At 32.8% G+C, this 15,747-nt stretch carries 12 protein-coding genes; 11 read left to right on the plus strand and 1 reads right to left on the minus strand.

Features of this window, described 5'->3' with window-relative positions; translation table 11 throughout:
- Positions 1-8 precede the first annotated feature (8 nt).
- The 11 genes from U3A58_RS19670 to U3A58_RS19720 all read left to right on the plus strand — a co-directional run bounded on the left by U3A58_RS19670 (position 9) and on the right by U3A58_RS19720 (position 13,570).
- On the plus strand, positions 9-740 hold the full coding sequence (locus tag U3A58_RS19670) for a 4'-phosphopantetheinyl transferase family protein (protein ID WP_323826110.1): 732 nt from the start codon (positions 9-11) through the stop codon (positions 738-740).
- Positions 741-745: 5 nt separating this feature from the next.
- Positions 746-1,564 carry a polysaccharide biosynthesis/export family protein gene (locus U3A58_RS19675; RefSeq protein ID WP_323826111.1) on the plus strand — a complete coding sequence of 273 codons (819 nt, stop codon included), beginning with the start codon at positions 746-748 and terminating at the stop codon, positions 1,562-1,564.
- A gap of 1 nt (position 1,565) precedes the next feature.
- A complete protein-coding gene (locus U3A58_RS19680) occupies positions 1,566-3,884 on the plus strand; it encodes a GumC family protein (RefSeq protein WP_323826112.1) in 2,319 nt (772 codons plus the stop codon).
- A gap of 17 nt (positions 3,885-3,901) precedes the next feature.
- Positions 3,902-5,269 (plus strand): lipopolysaccharide biosynthesis protein, encoded by a 1,368-nt coding sequence (locus U3A58_RS19685; RefSeq protein WP_323826113.1) that lies wholly within the window; start codon positions 3,902-3,904, stop codon positions 5,267-5,269.
- 8 nt (positions 5,270-5,277) lie between these two features.
- On the plus strand, positions 5,278-6,186 hold the full coding sequence (locus U3A58_RS19690) for an alpha-1,2-fucosyltransferase (protein WP_323826114.1): 909 nt from the start codon (positions 5,278-5,280) through the stop codon (positions 6,184-6,186).
- Positions 6,187-6,188: 2 nt separating this feature from the next.
- Positions 6,189-7,427, plus strand: a complete 1,239-nt coding sequence (locus U3A58_RS19695; RefSeq protein ID WP_323826115.1) for a glycosyltransferase — start codon at positions 6,189-6,191, stop codon at positions 7,425-7,427.
- A complete protein-coding gene (locus tag U3A58_RS19700; RefSeq protein WP_323826116.1) occupies positions 7,411-8,748 on the plus strand; it encodes a hypothetical protein in 1,338 nt (445 codons plus the stop codon). Before U3A58_RS19695 ends, U3A58_RS19700 begins: the two co-directional genes overlap by 17 nt.
- Positions 8,735-10,087, plus strand: coding sequence for a glycosyltransferase family protein (locus U3A58_RS19705; protein WP_323826117.1), 1,353 nt, complete (start codon positions 8,735-8,737; stop codon positions 10,085-10,087). Before U3A58_RS19700 ends, U3A58_RS19705 begins: the two co-directional genes overlap by 14 nt.
- A complete protein-coding gene (locus U3A58_RS19710) occupies positions 10,087-11,238 on the plus strand; it encodes a glycosyltransferase (protein WP_323826118.1) in 1,152 nt (383 codons plus the stop codon). Before U3A58_RS19705 ends, U3A58_RS19710 begins: the two co-directional genes overlap by 1 nt.
- An 11-nt stretch (positions 11,239-11,249) precedes the next feature.
- Positions 11,250-12,287 (plus strand): glycosyltransferase, encoded by a 1,038-nt coding sequence (locus tag U3A58_RS19715; protein ID WP_323826119.1) that lies wholly within the window; start codon positions 11,250-11,252, stop codon positions 12,285-12,287.
- A gap of 92 nt (positions 12,288-12,379) precedes the next feature.
- Positions 12,380-13,570: a glycosyltransferase family 4 protein gene (locus tag U3A58_RS19720; protein WP_323826120.1), complete on the plus strand. Its 1,191-nt coding sequence runs from the start codon at positions 12,380-12,382 to the stop codon at positions 13,568-13,570.
- Between the two features lie 154 nt (positions 13,571-13,724).
- On the opposite strand, the gene U3A58_RS19725 is transcribed toward U3A58_RS19720, so the two are convergent.
- The coding region (locus tag U3A58_RS19725) for a T9SS type A sorting domain-containing protein (protein ID WP_323826121.1) at positions 13,725-15,747 on the minus strand (2,023 nt) is incomplete at its 5' end.

The following is a 15,747-nucleotide window of genomic DNA, read 5'->3' on the forward strand; positions in this document are numbered from 1 at the left end:
AGATGTACATGGGAAAAATATATTGTGATCAAATTAAGGTTTTGGATTGGTCTAAAGACATTCAAACTAATTTGGAAGATACGGTTCAGGTCTACCGTGCATCATTATTAGATGATGTTGAAAAAATCGCTTCTTATTCGCGATATCTTTCTTCCGAAGAACTTATGAGGTCTAAACAATTTAGAAATAAAATTGATAGCAATCGATTTATAGTAGGACGTGCAATGGTAAAATACATGGCGGCTAAAATTTTAAATAAAGATTTTGAGTCGGTAGAAATTATTTATACAACTAATAACAAGCCTATTATAGACAAGGAAATCAATTTTCACTTCAATTTATCACATTCAGGTGATTATGTGGTTTTGGCAATTTGCAAAAGGTGGGATATAGGTATAGATATAGAATACTGTAATAGTGATTTTAAGTTTCAGCCAATCTTGGATTATTGTATGAGTGAAAAAGAGCAATCTGAAATAACTGAAGATAAAAACCCTTTAAATACTTTTCTTATGTATTGGACAAGAAAGGAAGCGATATTGAAAGGTACAGGGATTGGTATTTTAGAGCGATTGAACACATTTTCCTGTTTGAATGGAATAAATTTTATCCCCGGGTTCTTGACTGGGATTGCTTCACAGTGGATGATACGATCCTTTTATATTGATAAGAATTATATAGTAAGTCTTGCTCATGATTCTAGTTTAAATAAACTAAGTTTTTACGAATTTAAAATTTAAAAATTATGAAATATTCCATTGGAAAATTGATTCATTTAAAAATGCCAATATTTATTATGCTGGTTTTTAATGTTATAATAATGACTTCATGTGCAAAAAGAAATTTGTCATATTTCAATAATATAGACAATTCAAAGGATTATACAATCACTGATGATAAGTTTACTGCTCCGACAATTATACCAGGTGACCTTCTTGAAATAACAGTTACTACCATAAATCCTGAATCAAATTTACTTTTCAATTATGGGGTAGTTCGTGATGAATCAGCTGGTGACAATCCAGTCTCAAATAACTCAAGAATTGATGGCTATTTGGTTGATCCAACTGGACAAATTGATTTCCCAATTCTTGGGAAGGTCAAAGTCGCGGGGCTAAACAGAGAAGAGACCAAAACGATGTTGAAGAGTCAACTGTCTTCTTTAGTCGTGGACCCAAAAGTGGAAGTTCGTTTTCTTAATTTTCGGATTACAGTAATAGGAGAAGTCTCCAATCCTTCATCTTTTGTTGTCTCTAATGAACGGATTACAGTACTGGAAGCTTTAGGGTTAGCGGGTGATATGACTGTATATGGACTTCGTGATAATGTATTACTTATCCGTGAAACGGCTGAGGGAAAAAAAATCCATCGATTTGATATGGGAAATAAAGCGCTACTTAGTTCCCCTTATTATTATTTGAGACAGAATGATGTGATTTATGTAGAAGCAGATAAAAATAAACTTGTTCAAGCGGATGTAAATCCAAATACTTTAGCAATCATATCAATTTTGTCTTCTATCGCTGTAGCTTTTATATTTAGTTTTGATAATTTATTTAGATAATATGAAACTTTCTGAAATAATAATAGATGACTCATCAAAGGAGAATTACGAAACGAAAGATTTTAAGGATCATGTAAATTTATATCTTAAGTTATGGCCTTTATTTATTGTTTCGTTTCTCGTAATATTAGGATTAGCTTCCATATATCTATATTATGCTACTCCATATTATGAAGTGAGTAGCAGTGTCATGCTTAAGGATAATGCAAGAGGTGCTGTATTTGCGGACAATCCTGTATTGCTGGATTTGAAAGAATACCAAACATCAAATATTGTTGACAATGAAGTTGATGTTCTTCAATCCTCAATTTTAGTTCAAAAGGTAGTAAATGACCTTCAGCTTTATAATAATTATTTTTATAAGTCGGATTTCAATAAATTAATACCCGTTTTTGAAGAAGATCTACCTTTTGAAATCGAAACTATTGAAATTTATCCAACACAAGTGGGCTCAAGCCCTCAAATGTTAATAAAAACATTGAATGAAGATTTTATTATTGTGGAAATTGATGAGAAATTAATAAAATTCTCAACCGGTACTATTAACAATACTAAATACGCAAAGTTTAAAATAAACTATATCAAAACAATAGATAAATTTGAATTAAAGGAGGAAATAGTTGTCAAGTTTTTGTCACCGAATGAAATAGCTTCAATGATATCCAGCCAACTAAAAATTGAGACTAAAGACAAAAAATCTAGCATTATTTATCTGTCCCTGATGGAAATAGTGCCGCAGCGTGGTGTTATGATTCTTAATAAGTTGGTAGATGAGTATAATATTCAATCTGCTGAAGAAAAGAAGGAAGTGGCTGTTAAATCATTTGATTTTATAAATAGTCAGATTGACAAAGTCTTAACTGATTTGAATTCGATGGAACAGCAAGTAGAATATTTTAAAAGCTCTAGAAATGTAGTGGATATTCAAAATGATTCTAAGTTTTATCAAGAAAACTTTCTAGTGAATAATAAAGAGATTGCTGACATCCAAAATGAAATTGATATCAGTAATTCGATTCAAGATTACATCAGGAACAATGAAGCTGGAGAAATTTTTGGTCTAAGCTCCCTAATCAAGTCTGATTCTTATTTATTCTCATTAATGAATAATTATAATAACCTTAGAGATGAAAAATCCAGATTAGATCAATCTGTTTTAGAGGAAAGTCCTGTTATGATTAATTTAAATAGAAAACTAGAATCCTCTGCAAATAATATATTAAGCCACATTGATAATAATAAAAAGTCCTTGGAAATTACATTGAGGAATTTGAAATCTAAAAATGCTCAATTCCAGGTCAAATCCAATTCATCGCCTGGTTTGGAAAGACAATATGAGGAGATAACAAGGGATCTAGGAATTAAGAAAGAACATTATCTCTATCTCATTAAGAAAAAAGAAGAAACTGCTTTGTTTTTGGCTTCCGTTCCTGCCAATCATTCAAAAATTATTGATATGGCATCTTTTGGCCAAATGCCATCCAAACCAAATTCTCCTCTAATCTTTCTCATTGGTGCATTTTTCGCTTTCGTCATTCCTTTTACCTACGTGTACAGTAAAAATTTATTGGGTAATAAGGTTTCCAATTTAGCAGATATTAAAGGGGTCACTGAGGCTGAAATTTTGGGAGAACTGTCTTATGACAATAAAACTGAATTATTTGCAATTGACAAAATTAACAAGACTCCCATATCGGAACAGTTCCGTTTAATCCGGTCAAATTTTAATTTTCTATCAATAACTGATTCCCCAAAATCCATTTTGGTGACTTCATCAATTTCAGGTGAAGGAAAGACATTCTTTGCTTTAAATTTTGCCAAATCTCTATCAATGATTGGGAAACGTGTTGCTGTTTTGGAGTATGATTTACGAAAGAAGGGTTTAAATGGAGCTTTGGCTTTAAAATCTAAACAAGGAATCTCAGATTACCTTGGATCTTCAGATTTCACCATTGATAATTTGTTGTTATCTGGTGATGATGTAAATGGAATTACATTTTTCCAAATGGGAAACATACCTGAAAACCCTGCCGAATTAATGTACTCAAAAAAGAATTTTGTGTTCATTTCCAGATTAAAGGAAAGATTTGACTATATAATTATTGATTCTGCACCCATTGGTCAAGTATCAGATGCTTTTTCCCTTGCATCTTTTGTGGATTATACCATCTATATGGTTCGATATGATTATAGTTCAAAGAAGAATATCCATTTTTTCGAGGATGTAATTAAATCCAAGAAATTGGTCAATCCATTAATTGTTCTGAATGGATCCAAGACTAGTCTAAAAAATACTTATGGTCATTACAATTATAATTAAATAAAAAAAATTACTTTATGCAGATAGGGTTTAATATATCGAATTTTTTTAAAAATGGACACAGTCGTACTGTTGAGGCCAAGAAAAATGTGGCAGGTAATATCGTGATTAAGGCTTTCAGTATGTTTATTTCTTTTATAATTGTCCCTATTACCATTAACTACATTAACCCTACACAATATGGTATTTGGTTAACCTTAACATCCATGATTAGTTGGGTTTCCCTTCTTGATGTCGGCCTTACGCAAGGACTGAGAAATAAATTTGCAGAAGCAAAAGCAAAAAATGATGATGAACTTGCAAAAATTTATGTGAGTACTACCTATTTTTATATTACTATTCTGTTTGTTGGTGTTTGGGTTCTTCTTTATTTAGTTAATAATTTTATAGATTGGAATACTTTAATCAATATACCCATTGTTTTGAATAAAGAGGTAAAAATGCTTGCGTCTATAATAATTACCTATTTTTGTCTTCAATTTATTTTTCAAATTATAAAAACTATTATTATTGCTGATCAAAAGCCAGCTATTGCGGCTCTTATTGATTTAATTGGTCAAGTGGTTTCACTTTTAATTATCTATATTTTTACTTTAGTAACTAATGGATCGTTAATTTTATTAGGAATTGCAATTGGAGTTTTTCCTGTTCTTTTTCTGATCATTGCAAATATCTATTTCTTTTCCACGGACTATAAACCTTTTAAGCCAGAAATTAAATTTGTGAAAAACCAATATCGAAATGAATTAATGGGATTGGGTCTAAAGTTTTTTATCCTACAACTAGCAGGCATGATTCAATATGGCTCTTCCTTATTTTTGATTGCCAGATATTTTGATACATCAGAAGTGACTTCGTATAATATTGCTTTTAAATATTTTATGACGCTTCAGGGAATTTTTCTAATATTTTTAGCCCCTTTGTGGAGTAGCTCTACAGATGCTTATTTTAAAGGTGATTTTAATTGGATTATAAGTATAGTAAAAAGTTATCTTTTAATTCTTCTTCCTTTCCTTGGTCTAGGCATTATAATGTTGATTTATGCAAATAAATTCTATGACTTTTGGTTGGGAGAAGGTATTGTCGATATTAGCTTTAAGGTTTCTTTGTATTCTTTTATATTCTTTGCAGTTGGAATGTTTGCTAGTATTTTTGTAAATGTCATAAATGGGATAGGAGCACTTAAAATTCAATTTTATTCTTCTTTGGTTACTTCTATTGGGTTTATTCTCTTAGCATTGTTTTTTATTAAATTTTTGAATTTGCCAGTCTGGTCAATTATTTTAGCTTCAATCATCTCAAATGTGTATGGATATTTGTTAGCGCCAATTCAATTGTATCATATTCTTGTGGTTCGTAAGTTAAATAGCATTTGGTTTAAATAAAAAAAAAAATGAATAAGGTGTCGATATATGGTGGGTTAGGCAATCAAATGTTTCAATTTGCTCTTGCAATTGTGTTGGATGTAGAAGGGATACCAACGAAAATTAGTATTCGTAATTTCTTTGTTTACAATCATCATCAAGGTTTTGAATTGTCGAAAGTGTTTTCCGTTCCTTTACGTCCGATTGATAAAGTTAAAATTTTCTTATTAGAATGGGGAGCTCCTGTTTGGAAACTTAAATTAGTAAGATGGTTTATGTCTCGGTTTATAAACATCTATAATAAATATGATAATTCTAAATTTAATGAAAAGGGAGAGTTTATCTATGACTCCACTGTATTTAATGTAAAAAATTCAATGATCATAGGTACATGGCAATCCGAAGGATATTTGATTAATCATGAAAAATTAATCAAAGAAGTATTCAATTTCAATAAACCTAAAGATTACAAAAACTCAACTTTGTCTAAGAAGATTTTTGATTCTAATTCAGTTGCTGTTCATGTTAGGAGAGGGGATTATACTAGTATGGAATGGAAATCTTCCCATATGGTTATAACAGATCCTAAATATTATATAGATTCAATTGCCAAACTTCGTTCGAAACTTGTAAATCCTGTTTTCTATTTTTTCTCAGATGATATTTCATGGATTAAAAATAATTTTAAAGGAGATGATTTTGTGTTTGTATCTCATAACAAAAATGGAAACAGTTACATAGATATGTATCTGATGAGTCTGTGCAAGCACTTTATTATTGCAAATAGCACATTCAGCTGGTGGGCTGCCTGGCTTTCTACTAATCCAGACAAGCTTGTAATAATGCCAGAACCATGGTTAAAGAATATCCAAACTCCAGGGATATATCCTGAATCTTGGCTTCCTGTTTCCGTTGATTTAGAACAAGTTAGTGCATAATTATGAATAATTTAAACATCCTTCATTTACAATTTTCCACCAAATCAGCAGGTTCTTGTGCTATTAGGCTACATAGAGGCTTTACGCATCACTCGAATCATAACTCGTTGGTGCTGTCCCTTGCCAAAGATGATATTGCAATTGATGATGTTACCTATTTACCAGTACAATCACGCATTCTCTCAAAAATTAATAATAAATTGGAGTCATTTTTTCTCAAGTACAATAAAGAAAAGCATGGCTTGTTTTCTAATCCGATACTGGGATATCCCATTAATCAACATAAACTTGTTAAAGTGGCAGATGTTATTTACGTTCATTGGGTAATGATGGGTTTCATGAGCCTTGGCTCCTTTAAAGCATTGATATCTACAAATAAGAGAATAATTGTTTTTATGCATGATATGTGGTATATGACTGGAGGTTGTCATTATGCTATTGATTGTTCTTCTTTTAAGATGTCTTGTGCCAGTTGTCCTGTTTTTCCTAAGAATAAGGATATAGCGCTTAGTCAATTCATTAAGAAAAAAGATTTATTTCAAAAATTTACTAATGTATTTTTCGTTAGTCCAAGTATATGGTTAAAAAAGTTAAGTGGCGAGTCTTCCCTTCTTTCCAATAAAAAAGTGCACTTTATCCCTAATTATTTCAATTCTGATATTTTTAGGCCTCAAGATAAAGATCTCATTAGAATAGAACTTGGATTGCCTTTAAAAAAATATATAGTTTGCTTTGGTGCGGTGGGTATAGATAGTCCGTATAAAGGCTGGAAATATTTAAAAATGGCCTTAGAGTACCTGGGTAATCTTTATGATTCAGATGAACTTGAAGTACTGGTTTTCGGAGAAATAAATAGTGAACAGATTACTCAAAACATAGAGTTCAAAGTAAATTTTCTAGGTTATTTGGATGAAGAGATTGCTATATCAAAAGCTTATAATGCCGCTAATGTTTTTGTTTTGCCAAGTACGATGGACAATCAGCCAACTACTGTTATTGAAAGTTTAAATTGTGGGGTTCCTGTGGTAGTGTTTGATCTAGGGGGGTCACCTGAAATGATAGATCACAAGAAAAATGGTTATATCGCAAGGCCTTACGACTCTGAAGATTTAGCTCAAGGGATTCATTTTTGTCTCAGTAATCATTTAAATGTATATGTTAAACAAGAGTATCATCCAAGTCAGGTGATGAAAAAACATGAAGAATTATTAAACTCTATTCACGATGAAAGCAGTTACTAATTTTTCCTTTTCATCTTCGATCTTGGTTATACCGGAGATTATGATTTCAAAACAGTCCTATGTTAATGGGATAAGCATGTTATTTATCGGTATTCTCGGTTTGAGTTTAGGATTTGTCTTTGCCATCACTACTTATTCATTGACATTTCTCTATCAAGGCATTGAGTTAATTTCATATTTTTTGATATTTTACGCATTATTTAGTCTGATAAAGATTCGAGTTAACCACTCCTATTTTTCACTAATGGTTAGCATTTACCTCCTTTGGCAAATTTTAATACTTGCTAGAGGGGATTTTACTGATCTAACTTATTTTGATCTTAAACAACTACTTTTTGATCTTAATTACGGTGGGTTTGTCTTATTTATTCCAGTTATTGCTTTTTTACCCCTTAAACTTATAGTATTTAAGAAATTATTTGAGGTGATAGCAATTATGGGGATAATTTTTCTATGTCTTGCATTCTTTAATCTTCCAGTTTTATTGAATCCTGATTTAATGGATTTAGATAGTTTGGGAATGGTTGAAACCTATGCAAAGTATTTGGTAGTACCAGTAGGTATTTTAGCAATTAATTTCGACCTGTTGGAGAAGCGATATAAAATACTAGTTGTTATTACTTTATTATCTATCTTGTTCTTCTCGATTTTCAGAGCTAGAAGAGGTTTAATTTTAATTCAATTGTCCATCATAGCCCTATCTTTGATAATTCATTTTTATAAGTCTAATAGAAAGTTAAGTATTCTAACATTTTTTGCCTATGCCTTACTTTCTTTCGGCACCTATTTTTCTTCCAATACAGTACTATTTGAACTTTCTTTTTTAGAAAATATCTCTGAAAGGGGTTTTGAAAATACTCGAAAATATGTAGAAAATTGCTTCTTTAACGATATGAATTTGATTGATTGGGTAGTTGGAAAGGGATTCAACGCTGGATATCACTGCCCGGGGATTGATGATTCTGTATTTAAAGATAGTATACGAACTGTTATAGAGACTGATTATTTACAACTGATAATGATGGGTGGAATAGTCAATGTAGTTTTACTTCTTTTATGCATTTTTCCTGCACTTTATTTAGGTCTATTTAAGTCTAACAGTATTGTGGCAAAGTCATTAGTTCTTTGGATCTGTATTTGGTTAATCTCCCTCTATCCAGCCAATGTATATAGTCTCAATCTCTACCATATCTCTATTTGGATTTGTGTAGGGTTTTGTTATTCGAAGTCATTTAGAGAATTATCCCAAGAGGAAATTCGTGTTTATTTTTTAAAAGAAATTAATCCAAATAAATTCCTATCGAAAAGTGGAAAATCTTAAAATTCTCATATTTGGACAATCCTTCAATTCTAATACAGGGGGAGGAATTACATTAAGTAATCTTTTTTGTGATTGGAATAAAGATGACTTAGCTGTTTTATGCACATCGCATGCACTTGGGAATATTTCTGAAGGTATTTGCGATAATTACTATTTTATTGGTTCAGAAGAAAATAGCTGGATTTTTCCTTTTAAATATTTGCAGAGAAGTAGTCCTTCAGGAAATTTGCCGTTTTCACAGTTTACGAGTAGTAAAACCTTTCTCCAAAAACCTGGACTTAGAAGCCAAGTTGTTAACCGAATCTTCTATCCATTCTTACAATGGTCCGGTTTAGTACATGTTATCTCCCAGATAAAACTAACTTCTAGTTTAATAAATTGGGTAAAAAATTTCAACCCTAATGTTATATATATACAAGTCTCAACTCGTGAGTCACTCAAGTTTGGACTTTTGCTTTCCCAGCGATTGAAGATTCCATTTGTAGTGCATCAGATGGATGATTGGATGGCTTCCATTGGATATAATGGTTTTATGGGCAATTATTGGAAGAAAAAAATAGAAGGTGAATTCAAGAATTTAGTTCAACATGCTGATTGTTGCATGAGTATTAGTGACTTGATGGGTAAAGACTATGAACAAAGATTTGGAAAGAAATTTGTCACTTTTCATAATCCCGTTGACCTAGATAAATGGTACCCTATTCGTAATGAAAACAAGAATAAAAGTAAGACTATCTCTATCCTTTATGCGGGTCGAACAGGTTTTGGAATTGGGAGTTCTTTGAAGTCATTTGCGGCTGCTGTAGAACTATTTAATAAAAAAAGTGAACGAGAAGTCAATTTTTTTATCCAAACATTAGAGGAATTATCATGGGTTAGGTCTTTCAAGCATACTTTTTATAAAGAATTGATCCCCTATGATCAATTGCCTCATCTTTTTCAGAATGTCGATCTATTGCTTCTTCCTTGTGATTTTTCAGGTAAAGCGATTCGATTCTTAAGATTATCCATGCCAACTAAGGCTCCTGAATACATGATTTCCGGAACGCCGATTTTAGTCCTAGCCCCAAAGGAAACTGCCATTTTCCAATATAGTAATGATTTTGGATGGGCGTTTACTTCGGAAAGTGATGAAGTAGATCATCTGGTGAATGTCTTAGAGATGATTTTGAAAAATGATGTCAATCAATTTAATACCACTCAAAGGGCTATGAGTTTAGCAAAAGAAAGGCATTCTGGGCCTGTAGTTAGATCAAAGTTCTTAAATGAATTTTTAAAGATTGTTGATAATAAAGAACCGAGTTATGGAATTGATATAAAATCTAAATCTCTAATCTGATGCATATTTTGATTTTTGGAGTCCCACTATATGAGGGAATGGCCGGTTCAGTAAGAGTAAGAAATTTGATACAACCAATTTCAAAAAAGATTGGTGGGAACATAAGCAATTTATATTTTTCACTTCAGGCTGAAAATTGTGAAGTTCCTAAAAGTAATAAGGATTTAGAAATCAATTTGAATTTCAAAAGTGTCAATTCAATATTTTATTATTTAAAATCTTCGATTTACTTTATCACCAATCGTTTTTCACGCAATGAAGAAAATATTTTTTATTTATATGAAACCCCTGATTTGAAAACAATCTTTCCCTTGATTTATGCCAAAATAATAGGTTATAAGATAGTGGTAGACATAGTTGAAGATAATTCTCTTGCAGCAAGTTTTGGTGGAAGTATTAATCGAATTAGAATTAAAAGTGGTTCTTTCATTTTAAAAAACCTTCAGTTTCTGATTGATCTTAACTTGGTTATTTCTACTCATTTAAAAAATCTTGTTATATCTGCCAATAATGATCTCAGTAGGGTTTTATACATTCCTGTTACAATGGATATTGGTAAATACCCCATAAATCCACAACCAACAAAAATCGCAAATCGAATATTCTATGGAGGATCATTTGGAAAGAAAGACGGACTAGAGTCATTGATTATTGCTTTTGAAAGAGTATGTGGTTCATATCCTGATTTAAAATTAGTTTTAACAGGAAAGGGGGAAAATAAGGCTGATTTTGAGCATATAATGGATCTTATCCAAAATTCAGTTTTCACCAATAGAATAGAATACAAAGGGTTTTTATCATCAGCTGAATATCATGATATGCTGAATAGTTGTGATATTTTTTGTGTAATTCGGGATAATTCAGATGCAGCAAATTCTGGATTCCCGTCTAAACTTGCCGAATTTCTCGCAACCGGGAAAGCCGTAATTGTGTCTAGCGTAGGAGATGTCCCTAGCTTTCTAAAGGATAAAGTAAATGCACTTTTGATTCAACCGGGTTCAATTGAGGATTTAGTATCGGCACTTAGATTTCTTATAGATGACCCCAGCAAAATTGATCAAATTGGAAAGCTAGGTCGAGAAGTGGCATTTAAATCATTTAATAATTTGATTGAGAGTGAGAAGCTCTATAAAAAACTTCTAACTCTTTAAATATATATACAATGAAATCAGTAGCAGTTCTTCTAACTAATTCATTTAAAACTTCCTATGGCGGTATTGGTCCATTTGTGAAAAATCTTGATACGGACCTAGCAAAGTACTACGATTTAACCTATTTTTCTCTTCCGGATAGTTTTGAACGAGTTACTTGGATGCCTCATCGACTCGCTTATATTTTTTATCTATTTCTGCAATTACCCAGGCTTCGAAAATATGATTTGATAGTATCTCATACACCGGAAGGTTCGTATGTGGTTTCTTTATTTGGTCTTCCCTTTGCGCATGTTTATCATGGAAATGGTAATCCGGTTTCAAAATCACGTTTCTGGTATGGGAAATATTTCACTTCAGCTTTTGATCACATTCAAAAAAGAATCAAGAAGTATTCATTGATTTCATATACCGTTGGAGAGACCATGAGCGGGGCAAAGAAATTGGTAAACCCTATCGCTCATCAAGTAAAAGAGAAAGATTATTTGAGCAGGTCCGGATTTATTTTTGCCGGAAGGTTAGAGAATGGGAAGCGAATAGATGAAATCATTCGAATCTATTCAAAACTTCCAATCCAAATTCGTGAATCCAATTCGCTATATATAGCCGGCAAGGGCTCACTAAGAGAAAGTTTTGAAAGGCTAGCTATTGCCTTAGGTATTGCCCATCAGGTAATTTTTTTAGGAAATCTTGATAATCATGATTTAATCGAAGTCATTTCAAAAAAGAAAATAATGCTCATGGCTTCAGAAAATGAAGGCTTTCCAATGTCTATTGCAGAAGCCCTCTCCGTAGGTGTGCCTATAGTATCTACTGCTGTTGGGGATATTCCAAGTTTTATAGTTTCACAACACAATGGTGAGTTGGTTGAAAAGAATTTAAATGTAGAGGAATATCTTTTTGCGATAAAACGGATTCTGGATTTCTATCCAAGTTACGCTGAGGGCGCTCTGGAATCAAGCAAAGTATTTGATTCTAAAAAAATATCAGAATCATTAGTTTATGATTTAAATGAATTAATGTTACAAAATAAATTTGCTCCGGTTTGAAATCGAGCGTGACCCTGTCAGTGTCACACAGAGAAATGATTACAATGCATGCAAAGATTCCATGTGGCCTTTAAAAATCAAATTATAATCATATGAAAACGATTTGTTTGGATCTAACAAATATTATTCCTGGTGTAGGAGGAGTAGGAGGAGGTATAGCTACTTATGGCAAATCTTTGGTAATTGGATTGGATGAACTTTTAAGCGAAAATCTCGCATTGTCTGGTCAATACGACATTTTAGTACTTTTTAATCAACGAAATAATCAGGACTTACAATTAAAAAATATTACTCCCCTTTTTTTTAAAGTAAACAATCAAAATATTATTCATCGAATGATTTGGCTTCATCTTCGCCTGCCAAATTTTCTAAAGAAATTAAAAGTTGATTTATTGCACCGTGTTGTTAGTGAATTACCTTTTATAAAGGTCTGTCCTTCAATAGTGACTATTCATGATTTCATGTTTGACTTTTATTTGAAGGATTCTAATTTTTCCAAATATTTAAAATTGAAGGAAGTGATCAAGTTTCATATTTTAAATAAATTACTTTACCGAAGTTTAGTAATTGGTGATAGCCTTCTAGTAGCTTCATCAGCTTTAAAAAATGAGATTCTGCGAAAAGTATCTTTAGAACCTGATACAATAAAGGTTGTCCCGCTAGCCTACGAAAACATATCGATCAAATCAAATATTCCAGAAAGTGACGATTTTCAGAATATTGTAAAAATAAAATTTGGAATAGTGGCTGCATTTCATCCACATAAAGGGCATCTACACGTATTGGAGCTAGCCAAAAAAATGATTGATCTTGGATATGGCGATCAAATTCATTTTTATTTTAGAGGAAGCCCGATTTATAAAAATTACTATTCTGAAGTACAGGAATTGATAAGGGCTTTAGATATTGAAGATCATGTTTCTTTTGAACAATATGATCCAAAGAGTACCCTGAATGATATTTATAAAAAATATACTGCAACAATTTTACTTTCAGATTGTGAGGGTTTTGGTCTACCGGTGATCGAAGCCCAAGCCTTTCAGAAACCAGTGATCTGTTCTGATCTTCCAGTTTTTAGGGAGATATTGGGTGACTCAGCAATTTTTCTATCAAAGGCATCAAGTGATGCTGAAGTTCATATACTTTTTGAAAAATTGAATGATAAATTTTTTTTAAAAGATTTGGTAGAGAAAGGGAATAAAAATGCCAGAAGGTTTAGCTGGAAAAACACCTGTGAAAAAGTTTTTTCTTGTTATTCCAGTGTTCTAGAAAGCAAAAGGTGATTTTATCTTGTTTATTTCGCATATCCGGTTTTTGCAGTTGATTTTTTATTCCTCCCAATTTGGCTCAAAGTAAGATGACTCAAAAAGAAAACCCGAAAAAAGCGCTAAACAGCTGATTTCGGGATTTTCAAAGTTTATTAAGTGATAAATTGTTCTATTTTTTCATGATCCTTTTGGTTCCATAGTTCACATAACCTCCGATAATACGGATGAAATATATTCCTGCTGAATAAGACCCAATATCAATGGTAATATTTCCTGTTTCGGTATTTGATTGAATAGATTTTAAAGTTCTTCCATTCATATCAAACAATGCTATTTCCACAGGCTCATTTTTAGGTAATCTATCCAGGAAAATAGTTAGGTTACTCTCAGTGGGATTGGGACCAATGGAATAGGTAAACTGCTCTTTTGATTGGATCTCCTTAGAAGGTTTCAGGATTTTAATTTCCGACGAAGAAATTGATTCGGCAAACGTATAAATTCTAACGGTTTCAGTTTCAATCATTTTCCCGGATTTAAAAGCTTTAGCTGTCAATTTCAGCTCTCCTTCATTTAGGTCTGTGATCTCAAAATTGAATGGTTCCCTTACTAAGATTTCAATTTGTTTTTCATCCAGGTAGATGGCAACGCTATCAAAACTTATTTCATCAGTGGTTCTAATTATCTCTATAGGTATTATGTCTGAAGTTTTATAAACCTGATTGTTTGTAGGATTCAGGATTTTCAATTTAGCTCCTTTCTGATTTGATTTCTTTATTTTGATATTGATTCCCGTAGATTCAGCAGTCAGATTCTGATCGTCGAATATTTTTGCTTTCAGCACATGATTCCCCACGGGAGCATTTTTCCAGAAGACCTCATAAGGAGCGGAGTTGACGATGGCAATCATTTGCTCACCGTAGAAGAATTCCACTTTTTGGATTTTATTTTCCGGGTCGGTGGCATTGGTTCGGATTAAAATATCCTGACCAAACGTAAAGGATTGATTTTGAGTTGGCTGGATGATACTGACCGATGGCGCTAGATTGACTATTGGTGGGGAAACTACGGAAATGTTGATTCGCGTAGATTCAGCAGTCAGGTTTTGATCGTCGAATATTTTTGCTTTCAGCACATGATTCCCCACGGGAGCATTTTTCCAGAAGACCTCATAAGGAGCGGAGTTGACGATGGCAATCATTTGCTCACCGTAGAAGAATTCCACTTTTTGGATTTTATTTTCCGGGTCGGTGGCATTGGTTCGGATTAAAATATCCTGACCAAACGTAAAGGACTGATCCTGAATTGGGTCAATAATGCTAACCGATGGGGCTTGATTGACTGCTGGAGCTGAAATCACTGAAATGTTGATTTTGGTACATTCAGCAGTCAGACCTTTGTCGTCGAAAACTTTCGCATTAAGTATATAATTTCCAACAGGAGCATTTTTCCAGGCGAACTCATAAGGAGCTGCACTAACGGTGGCTATTATTTGCTCGCCGTGGAAGAGTTCTACTTTTTGAATTTTATTCTCCGGATCGGAAGCATTGGTTTTAATTAAAATATCCTGTCCATAAGTAAAGGACTGGTCCTGAATGGGGTCGATAATGCTAACTGATGGAGCTTGATTAATTGCTGGAGCTACAATCACAGAAATGTTAATTCTGGCAGACTCAGCAGTTAAGTCTTCGGCATCGAAGATTTTCGCTTTAAGTATATAATTTCCAACAGGAGCATTTTTCCAGGCGAACTCATAAGGAGCTGCACTAACGGTGGCTAATATTTGCTCGCCGTGGAAGAGTTCTACTTTTTGGATTTTATTCTCCGGATCGGAAGCATTGGTTTTAATTAAAATATCCTGTCCATAAGTAAAGGACTGGTCCTGAATGGGGTCGATAATGCTAACTGATGGAGCTTGATTAATTGCTGGAGCTGCAATCACAGAAATGTTAATTCTGGCAGACTCAGCAGTTAAGCCTTCGACATCGAAGATTTTCGCTTTAAGCACATAATTTCCAACCGGTGCATTTTTCCAAATTACTTCATACGGAGCAGTGGTGACGATAGCAATCATCTGCTCGCCGTGGAAGAACTCCACTTTTTGGATTCTATTCTCCGGATCGGATGCATTGGTTTTAATTAAAATATCCTGTCCAAAAGTAAAGGACTGATCCTGAATTGGGTCAATAATGCTA

Origin of the sequence: Algoriphagus persicinus, from assembly GCF_035156415.1 — a bacterium.
Lineage (GTDB): Bacteria > Bacteroidota > Bacteroidia > Cytophagales > Cyclobacteriaceae > Algoriphagus > Algoriphagus persicinus.

Coding starts and splice junctions, on each gene's coding strand:
- U3A58_RS19685 (WP_323826113.1), top strand. CDS start 3,902: ATGCAGATAGGGTTTAATATATCGAATTTTTTTAAAAATGGACACAGT.
- U3A58_RS19715 (WP_323826119.1), top strand. CDS start 11,250: ATGAAATCAGTAGCAGTTCTTCTAACTAATTCATTTAAAACTTCCTAT.
- U3A58_RS19670 (WP_323826110.1), top strand. CDS start 9: ATGGGAAAAATATATTGTGATCAAATTAAGGTTTTGGATTGGTCTAAA.
- U3A58_RS19695 (WP_323826115.1), top strand. CDS start 6,189: ATGAATAATTTAAACATCCTTCATTTACAATTTTCCACCAAATCAGCA.
- U3A58_RS19680 (WP_323826112.1), top strand. CDS start 1,566: ATGAAACTTTCTGAAATAATAATAGATGACTCATCAAAGGAGAATTAC.
- U3A58_RS19675 (WP_323826111.1), top strand. CDS start 746: ATGAAATATTCCATTGGAAAATTGATTCATTTAAAAATGCCAATATTT.
- U3A58_RS19700 (WP_323826116.1), top strand. CDS start 7,411: ATGAAAGCAGTTACTAATTTTTCCTTTTCATCTTCGATCTTGGTTATA.
- U3A58_RS19690 (WP_323826114.1), top strand. CDS start 5,278: ATGAATAAGGTGTCGATATATGGTGGGTTAGGCAATCAAATGTTTCAA.
- U3A58_RS19720 (WP_323826120.1), top strand. CDS start 12,380: ATGAAAACGATTTGTTTGGATCTAACAAATATTATTCCTGGTGTAGGA.
- U3A58_RS19710 (WP_323826118.1), top strand. CDS start 10,087: ATGCATATTTTGATTTTTGGAGTCCCACTATATGAGGGAATGGCCGGT.